We start from the raw sequence: 8,688 nt of genomic DNA on the forward strand, positions 1-8,688 counted from the left end.
CAATCCCGTGCTGGCGGCACACATCCTGCACCTTCGCCAAGCGCCGTTCGCGCTCAACACCAGCTTGGTCCACTATCTGATCCATTTCCGTTTCCTATTCAAATTAGACCCATTACTAGTTGGGCTCTGGCAGGCGAGGATTGTTTCACGGCCGCAATTCCTTTACCGCAGCCGTTTGTGGGACATGGTGATTTACCATTTGATCTGCCGGCCCAATGAAGGTGCTGGAGTTATGTAGACGCCGAGCGTCACGATGGGTTTTCCTCGGGGATTTGTGGAGAAATTTGCTCAGTGCTCGCGTAGCAGGCGTCCGTACCCATCGAACTGATCGTCGATGCCGGCCAGGCGCAGGCATTTCCACATCATGCCTTGGTTGCTGGTAACCACAGGCTTGCCGGTGTCTTGCTCGATCTGATCAATAACATCGATGGCGCGGAAGCCACCACAGCTCAAGAAGATCGCATCCGCGTCTGGGTGATCGATCGCCTTGGCGAACTCACGAATGTACGCCGGCGTTACCCTGGTAATATCCTTGTCGTAAACCAGACTTAGGCCCTGAACATTCAGTAGCTCGAACCCGCTCTTTTGCATGTACTGCGCTACGACCGACGTCACGTCATCAGTGTAGGGCGTGCCCATCACGATCTTTTTGGCTGATACGGCGCGGAGCCCCTCGACAACACCGGTCAGCAGCGTCGTTGCTTGCCGATCAGGGTTGGCCCGCTTCAATTCACGGATGACTGCCTCTTCGCCCATTACTGCGGTCCCCGACGTACAGGCATAGCAGATGACAGGAACTTCGAATTCCGGCATCAACCCCGCCGCCGATGCCGCCAACCCACTTTCCATCGCAGCGAGATTTTCGATCGTGCAGCCTACGGGCATGGGCGAACGGGTGAAGTGGACACAGACGCCTTCCGGCGCCATGCGCATCATGTCTTCTTCGATCAGGTGGTCGCTTGAAATTAGGACAAAGCCTATCCTCGTCCGCCATGCGCGGCCTTTGTCCAACTCTGGTACCCATTTCTCAGAGGCAACTTTCAGAGCTACCTGTGTTTTCGCCGCTTCCGTCATTTCCATTACCTCAATTATCCGATGGACCGCCGTTCGTCTCTCACACGAGCATTCTATGCGAGGATCATAAGCTCGGTCTGACAAAAACACAAGCTATATACAGGCAAAATTCACCATGTGGATAGGGCTTGAGGCGGCGCCTTTGTTTTCCATTCCTATCCGCGGTGCGGCCATCGCAACGAGACGGAATACACCTACGGTCGAGAGGCCCCTGCGGCACGCGACGTCGGGGTTTCTGATGAGACGCAGGTATGCCACAGTCAGTCGCTCGAAATATAGCGGCTGACTTTCTTCAGCATCCAGCGCAGATAGGTCGCCCTCACTTTGCCGAACGTGCCAAGGTCGTTGGACGACAGAGCGTCCGAAAGGCCTTTTAGTTCGCTCAACAGCTCTTCCATGACGTCGTCCCAGTCAAGATTCGGCAAGAACGTGTACCAGATGCGGGCGACTCGGTAGTAAAGTAGATCCGTCATTTCGCGCATCGGTTTGCTGCCAATAAGATCACAGATCAGAGTTGCAAGGTCGTTAGCCAGCTGCGCATAGCCCTCGATGTCCCGCTGACCGCGAAGGTCCTCGGCTCGCGCGATAAGTTCATGGAGGGTCTCCCGGTGCCGATCCGTGACCCAGTTCGGGGACAATGATCCCATCGTCTCCGCAAGAAGGATCCGCAGATCATAAATGTCTTTGAATGTCTTCATGTCGATGTCGGTGACGCGCGTACCGACCCCGTTCCGGATCTCAAGCAGCCCTTCATAACTGAGCTGCTGGAGGACCCGTCGCAGCGGCGTCCGACTGACGCCGAACTCAGTCGCGAGTTGCATCTCATTGATCATCATGCCGGGCGGATATTGTAATATACCGATCCGCCGCCGAATAAAGTCGTAGATACATCGCTGACGTTGATCGGCACTTAGTTTAGTAGGTTTAGTCATTTTTTAAATTTAGCTCCGTCTGTCTCTTGGCGAAGACCTGCCATCGAATACATGCAACCTATTGATACCGTGCTCTTCCAGCAACGTGTGCATGGGACGCACCCGGAATCTTCTCCTTGACATGTTCCGCCGGCGATTACCTCTAACCTGGCGCCACCGCGCTGGTGCGGCGAAGAGCTCGGAAACAGCTCAGCGAGACATCGGCGATACGCCGATGCTCGTCATCGGTCATCGGGCCCGGGAAAGTGAACTGACGAAACACGAAATGCGGTGGCGGACCGAAGTCACCGGCGGAAATCGCAATGACCTCATTTCCCATTATGTCGACGCAATAGAAGAGGCCTTGTGCAAATTCTTCGACGAGTATCCTCGGCAAGGACCGCCATATGTGCTTCCTGCCCAATAGATAAGTCGTATGCTCGGCCAACTCATCCACGGTGCGGCACAATCGGACACCGACGCTGCCGCTGCCTTCGGCTGGCTTAAGAATGACCGGCAGGCCGATCTGCGCGGCAGCGCTTTCTACTTCCCTCGCATTCGCTGCCACGCGATAAGCGGGTACTGGAACGCCGGCTGCCGCGAGGAACTGACGTTGAGTAACTTTGTCGCAGCATCGTTCAGTCGATGGGGGGGTCGGCCCCGGTAGATCGAAATGTCGGCAGAGCTTGGCAACTGTCGCAAGACCGACTCGTCTTCGCCCGAAAAACCAGTAATGCCAGCAATGTCATAAGTTGCACGTAGCCGGGAACATTCGCGGATCAGCGAATCGAGATTGTCTGTCTCGACACGTTTGACTCACTCCTTTCCACCGCAAGATAGTCGTACCAAGCTGGATCGGCCGACAGGGTAAATGGATGAAGCCCAAGACGCCGGGCCGCTCGAACGAATAGCAGACCGATACCCCTATGACCTTCAACCAGGATGAACGCTCTTCGTGCCATTGGCCTTGACTCCGATTTTGTGTGTCGTGCAGCGGTCCGAGCGTAAATCGCATCTATTGTTTCTAGCTAGCTGTCTGCCTCAGACTTTGCGGTGAACTTAGCATTGTCAGCGATTTGGGGCCGTGAAGGTTCTGTAAATTTGTTTGAAGGATCTGTTGCGACCTCTTGCTTACCGGCGGCGTGGTATGGAGCGTCGCGACGAATTTCGGAAGATTGCGACTTAAGGGGCGCCTGTAAAAGTTTAAACTTAACGTGCGTCGGCAAGGAGTTGACGGTACAAGTCCATTACGATGAAGAAGTAGGGATCCACATCGGCCCGAGTCATGCGCGGGCGGTCGGGAGGGCGCAAGTGAAGCGTTGGCAGGGGAGTGCATAGGCCAGCTATTGTGCCGCGAAAGAAGTTTTGTTCCAGGCGCCGACGCGTTTCAGATCGTGGAAGGTAACACGGACTGGTGCGCTTGTAGCGAGCACCCGGACGGCCCGACGGGGTCGCAGACCAATCGCTGGTCGCTACTAATGACGTACCGCGGCTTCGTGATGCGGCTGGACAACGTCTTCGCCGCGAGCCTCGATGGGTTTTTGCCCGCTTCCACCTCAAAGCTCCCGTGACATTGGCTGAAGCATGCCGGTCCACACATCAGGTTCTGGAAGCGACGGTGTGCCCGTTTCGTCCTCTCCTGCCATTTGCTGCAATTACTGGGTGGGACCTTCTTTTGGTCGTTACCGCTTCGCTCCAAGCTGCTTTCATTGACAACGCCGCTTCGTAAGCTGAATCACTCGAGAGCATAGCCCCCACGATCCGCGCATTGTTGTTGGCCAGCGCGACGGCCGCGACGTTGGCGTGCCGCCGTTCCCGGATCTTGCCGAGCCAGAGGCTCCGGGGTCCCTGCTTGCTGCCAGCCCGGCTCAAGCGGCGCGAGCGTCATGGATCATCAACGTGCGCAGATACCGATCCGGAGAGGTCGATTATGACGGCCATATATCCCGACGCGGCGACCGCCATTTGCGAGGGCTTCTCTACGAACAGCGTCGGTTATTCTGACGCGTAGCTCAACCGAGAGCAACCCTGCGGATATGGGACCTCAAGCTCCGCGAGAGGATCGGCTTCAAACGCGCGGCCTTTGCCGTAGCGCGCAAACTGGCGGTCAAGATGCATGCGAAGCTCAAGACTGGCGAGCTCTTTGATCGGAACGCAGGGCCAACGACATGAAATTGCGGATAACGTTCAGGATCTGAACGCCTGATACGTCCCTACCGGGACGTGGGCCGAGCCATTCCGCTGATGGGGTTGCACCGCTGACTCAGCAAAGTGCGTCGTCCACATTGAAGGCTCCTCCCGCGAACCTCCATCATGCGGCGACCGATGTCGACCGCGAAGACAACCGTGTACCCGGCAAACGCATCTCAAAGCGCAAAGATACTTGACGTCCCAACCGCGATTTAGACAACCCCATCTGCTGACGATCAGCGCAGCGACGATGGATCGGCTCCTGTCGCAGCTGCGTGTTGTGGCTCGCGGCGGGCAACGCCGTCGCGCCGGAACGAGTTCGGCAGTGCGCCGGTCGGGTTCCGGTCCGCACCTTCGGGGACTGGAACGACCCGCCGCCCGGTTATGTCGAGGTCGACAGCCCGAGGCACCTGTCGCCATCGATCTTCAGCGCTTCGCCGCCAGCTGAAGATGGCCTGGCAGGCGGGGGGAGACACGCCTCACGCATCGAAGGCCGTATCGGCGGACCAAACCGTATCCGAAGAGGCCGAGCATGCTGGAGCCGTACGAGGCCCGGATTCGGGCATGGCTTGAGGCCGAGCCGACACTCTCGGCAGTCACGGTGCTGCAGCGTCTCATGAGTGCCGATCCGTCGCGCCTCACGAAGAAGACCCAAAGGACATTGCACAGCACAGGATCGGCGGTTTCCATCATTGCCTTTAGCTGCGGCTGGATGTGTAGGACACGGGCTGCAGACGGTACTGGCGATAGCGCTTGATCAAACGAGCGCCGATGACGGCTGGAACAGATTGCCGTAAAGCCGCACCACAGCATAAAGTTGACCAAGGCCGCTGGCGTGCGCGTCGCCATTGAGAACGCCGGTGCGACGCTGATGCATCTGCCGCCATAGTCCCCTGACTTCAACCCGTGTATGGATGGCTCCTGCGGATTGAGCGCGCTCGAGGTGGTTCGGATTGATCGGGGTGGCCTGATTCTTCGTCTCCGTTCGTTCGCCATCACCTCACTTTGCCCTGACCATTCCTTAAGCCGTTCAGGCGACCGCCTGCGGCTGATAGCGCGTGCCGTCCCGAAGGATGGCGAAGATCGTTCTTGCCATGCGATGCGCCAAGGCGATGGCAACAACCTTTGTCTTTTCCGAGCTAGTATGCTTGATACCCAGTCTGATCTCAGCTCGCACCTCCGTCTGGCCATGATCTACGCCATGGCGCCTAGATACAGCAAGCGTCGGATGTAGCGATGCCCCATCTTCGAGATCCGGCCGACCCTTAGCTGGGCTATCTGCCCTTCGTGCCACATGCCTATAAAAGCCTTCAGACGATATGCTGAACCTTGTTCTACGGCGTCGGCGCGGCGCGGCCATTGACTGTCGCGAGCGGAAGCCGGCTCAGCTTCTTGTCGGTTTCCATGTCGAGGCCAACGCAACGCTGTCCCACGAATACTCCGAAGTAGGTCCATGTCCATTTCCCTGGAAAATGCTCGGCAACCGACAAAGACCGTTCGGTTTGTCGCGTTCGCGACGCAGTCGTGGTTCAGGCAAAATCGGTGTAGCCGGCTCCTTCAAGCCATTAAACAACACTCAAAAGGTTATGGGGAAGCTGGCACAATTTTTGAAACCTCCTCGTCGCAGGCGGAAGGAACTGCCATGCCGTTCATCTTGTGGGGCGAGCGTGGACCTTGGACCGCCCTTACCAGTCGCTTCTCAACTAATCAACATATGGTTAGGCATATGCATCATGTAGTCGAAAGGTCCGGTCGCCGGTGCTCCCCGGTAAGGGCCGAATTAAGTGGCGAAAAGGTGACTACCTGTGTTGCGTCACTTGATCTCGCCATCGGGGCGCATGAGCGGGTTGATGGAGCGGAGCTTGGCGGGTGCTGCCTAGAAAGCTCATGCAGGCGCACACGTTTTGCTAAACCGCAGGCCCCCTGTTCGCAGCGAGCTTCGACACCTTCCGGTGCATCTGGTCGTCGAGTGTGCCACTGCAGGTTGGCCTACTCGGCTCCTGGACGCGCCGTGAATGATCTGAGCGAGTTCGACGCTTTTGAGGCCGGAGGAACGCTTGTCTCGATCGCTGTACGGATACCTTCGTCAAGGGACCGATACCAGCAGTGGGCTTATGGACAAAGACGATTTGAGCTCCGGCAACTGTGTCCTAGAAACAAAAGCCAAAGATCAAATTGCCGGATGAGAATCAAACCCTCAGGGGGAGGCCGTGTCCGAGCTGTGCGTAGCGGCCTCTCAGTACCAGCTGCTCCTAAGTGTCTAGCAAATGCGGAAGGTTGGGGACAAAAGACGATACGTTCGCCTGGAGGGTTGTAGATGGCCGGTGACAGACAGGGCCGATCCGACCGTCAATCGGAGCGGGTGACATTCCGAAAGCCGACGTACAACCATGCAGCCGATGTGTGGGCTCTCATCGCGCTCTGCCCACAACTAGCCCGCAACTCGCTTTACTGCGAACTCCTGCTTTGCACTCATTTCGCAGACACTTGCGCAGTCGCGGAGCGTGCTGGGGAAGTGGTTGGCTGGCTGTCGGCGTATCGACCGCCCAGCGAGCCCTCTACGCTATTCGTGTGGCAGATTGCTGTGCATCCTGCGGTGCGCAACACAGGGGTGGGCAAGGGACTAATCGTCTCAGCCTTCAACAGGCCATGTTGCAAGAGCGTGACGCACATCAAGGCCTCTGTCGCGCCCACCAACAAGGCTTCCAATTCGCTCTTTGCTACTCTGGCTCGGGACCTGGGCGCGCCAATCCGGCAGGCTCTCTGGTTCGACCGTGACGCCGATTTTAAGGGACAGTATGAGAGCGAGTGCATGATAACCGTCGGTCCCATCAAACTGCGCTCGATTTAGACCCTGCAGGCATAAAAGGGTCTTGTCAGGCCAAAATAGGAAGCAACGATCGGCCAAATTGAACTCGATCTCGGGGAAATTCGCGACCCTCTACCATCTTGAGATGGGGTAACAGGCCGCCAAGCAAGCCGCTCGCTGCGCTACGGTGGTGTGAGTGGCGCGCTCCGCTCGCGGTCTGCTTGGCGCAGCGGCGGCCGTCCCTCACAATGATGGTGTGAACGGCGTCATGGCCGAAGACAGCGCCAAACATCAAGGAGAGACCACCGTGGATTATTATGCGGGGATTGATGATGCGCCGTGATGGCGCGGGAGGTGAACATGGAATAGCCACCTCTCAAGCTTGCTGATTTTCGACCGGCGGCTGCAATGCCGCCCTCCCGCAGGAGCAGCGGGCGGAAGGGGGCCGAAAAGCTCGACCGAGCGTCGCCGGTTGGGTGTCATAAGCAGATCGGCCTGAACTGTACCGGGTGCGGATCATCGACCGCAGGCCGGACTACCACAATGTTTATGGCTAGATAACGAAGTGAGCGCCGGAAGCCTCGGATTCAACCGGTAACGCCTCCAAATTGTGCGATGACATGGGAGGCAAGAAGCGATCGGACGCGGTGTGGTTCGTCTATCCCCACTGCGGGGCGCGTCGAACGCGTCCGAGACGGGGAGGCTCTCATGGCCCTGTCTTCCGCATCGCCCGGGGTAAAGCTCGCCGCCTACGGGCATCAAGGTTGGAAATCGGAACACGGGAACTCGGATCGTCTGCCCAGTACGGAACTGGGCTCGCCGCGACGGCCGGAGATGGACGACACCGAGGGCGGAGCTTCCGTAGTAGTCGGAGCGCGGGAAAGCCGCGCGCAGGAAGACCGTAGACCTGCATGACGGAGGAGTGATCTGTGGACATGGATCCCCGGGCCAACGAGGCTTGGGTACTCGGCGTTCAGCGCAAACTCTACCACTGGAGCAAGGCAAATCCCGACACTGGTGGCTGGCCATCCGAACCTGAAGATGGCGACCGCGGCGCTGCTTTCTGTGCATGCCGTGCTACTGCGCGAGTTCCAAGCTTTCGAGAAGCAGGTTCGCGCGCTGGTGCGCCGGGACGCCAGGGCCAGGCGGTTGATGTCGACGCCAGGGGTCGGCCCGATCGTCGCGCTCACCTATCGCCGGGACGATGGATCAGGTCAGACCGCAACTTCGGACGTCGGCTTGCGACCACGCGGCTTGAGATTGGCTCGGCCTCATCCTCTTCAACCCCATCAGGTGGTGGCCGGCGCGCCGACCCCGTACAGAAGCGATTATTGGATGACGCAAAAGAGGGATTGACTTGTCGAGGCCCGTTACAGAAGTCCGAAGTTGCGGCATATACACATCTCGCAAGGCCCATCCATCGGCACAGGGCCGGAAGTAGGCCAGGCCCGGTGGCCTGGAGGAAGCATAGCCGTTCCAAACGAAGAGATTGCGTACGGCAGAAACGACGGCGACGAAATGCTGAAGGGACCGCGTCTTGTCGCGCCACAGTCCTTTGACGCCATCGGCGGCAAAGCGACCCTGCCAGCACCATACGCAGGTCTTGGACTGTCGTAAGCAGATGAGTTGTCCGGGTTTGGTAGCACATGAGTTGTCCGGTTTTATCGCCAGCCAAAGGGAGGCTGGGGATGAGACGGACGGCAT

General features: G+C 58.1%; 6 protein-coding genes and 3 pseudogenes. 5 read left to right on the forward strand and 4 right to left on the reverse strand.

The window, feature by feature from the left end; all coding sequences use genetic code 11:
• Positions 1-238, forward strand: a 238-nt coding sequence (locus NKH98_RS32455; RefSeq protein WP_352904262.1) for a hypothetical protein, incomplete at its 5' end; no start/stop codon positions are given.
• A 50-nt stretch (positions 239-288) separates the two neighbouring features.
• On the opposite strand, the gene NKH98_RS32460 is transcribed toward NKH98_RS32455, so the two are convergent.
• The 3 genes and pseudogenes from NKH98_RS32460 to NKH98_RS32470 all read right to left on the reverse strand — a co-directional run.
• Positions 289-1,080 (reverse strand): maleate cis-trans isomerase family protein, encoded by a 792-nt coding sequence (locus NKH98_RS32460; RefSeq protein ID WP_352857829.1) that lies wholly within the window; start codon positions 1,078-1,080, stop codon positions 289-291.
• A gap of 254 nt (positions 1,081-1,334) precedes the next feature.
• Entirely contained in the window at positions 1,335-2,006 is a 672-nt protein-coding gene (locus tag NKH98_RS32465; RefSeq protein ID WP_352904263.1) for a GntR family transcriptional regulator, read from the reverse strand.
• Between the two features lie 172 nt (positions 2,007-2,178).
• Positions 2,179-2,947, reverse strand: a pseudogene (locus NKH98_RS32470) (ATP-grasp domain-containing protein); the annotation flags it as partial.
• A gap of 937 nt (positions 2,948-3,884) precedes the next feature.
• On the opposite strand from NKH98_RS32470, the pseudogene NKH98_RS32475 reads away from it, so the two are divergent.
• Positions 3,885-4,157 (forward strand): annotated as a pseudogene (locus tag NKH98_RS32475) (transposase); the annotation flags it as partial.
• Between the two features lie 550 nt (positions 4,158-4,707).
• Positions 4,708-4,932, forward strand: a complete 225-nt coding sequence (locus NKH98_RS33085; RefSeq protein ID WP_502894356.1) for a hypothetical protein — start codon at positions 4,708-4,710, stop codon at positions 4,930-4,932.
• A gap of 273 nt (positions 4,933-5,205) precedes the next feature.
• On the opposite strand, the pseudogene NKH98_RS32480 reads toward NKH98_RS33085, so the two are convergent.
• Positions 5,206-5,441: pseudogene (locus tag NKH98_RS32480) on the reverse strand (IS110 family transposase); the annotation flags it as partial.
• A gap of 1,051 nt (positions 5,442-6,492) precedes the next feature.
• Between NKH98_RS32480 and ectA the strand changes: the two are divergent.
• Both ectA and NKH98_RS32490 read left to right on the forward strand, forming a co-directional pair.
• A complete protein-coding gene (ectA, locus tag NKH98_RS32485) occupies positions 6,493-7,026 on the forward strand; it encodes a diaminobutyrate acetyltransferase (RefSeq protein WP_352904264.1) in 534 nt (177 codons plus the stop codon).
• A 975-nt stretch (positions 7,027-8,001) separates the two neighbouring features.
• The gene (locus NKH98_RS32490) at positions 8,002-8,340 is read left to right on the forward strand and encodes a hypothetical protein (RefSeq protein WP_352904265.1); all 339 of its coding nucleotides are present in this window, start codon (positions 8,002-8,004) and stop codon (positions 8,338-8,340) included.
• Positions 8,341-8,688: the final 348 nt, after the last annotated feature.

It is taken from the genome of Mesorhizobium sp. M0833 (genome assembly GCF_040319905.1).
Taxonomy (GTDB): domain Bacteria; phylum Pseudomonadota; class Alphaproteobacteria; order Rhizobiales; family Rhizobiaceae; genus Mesorhizobium.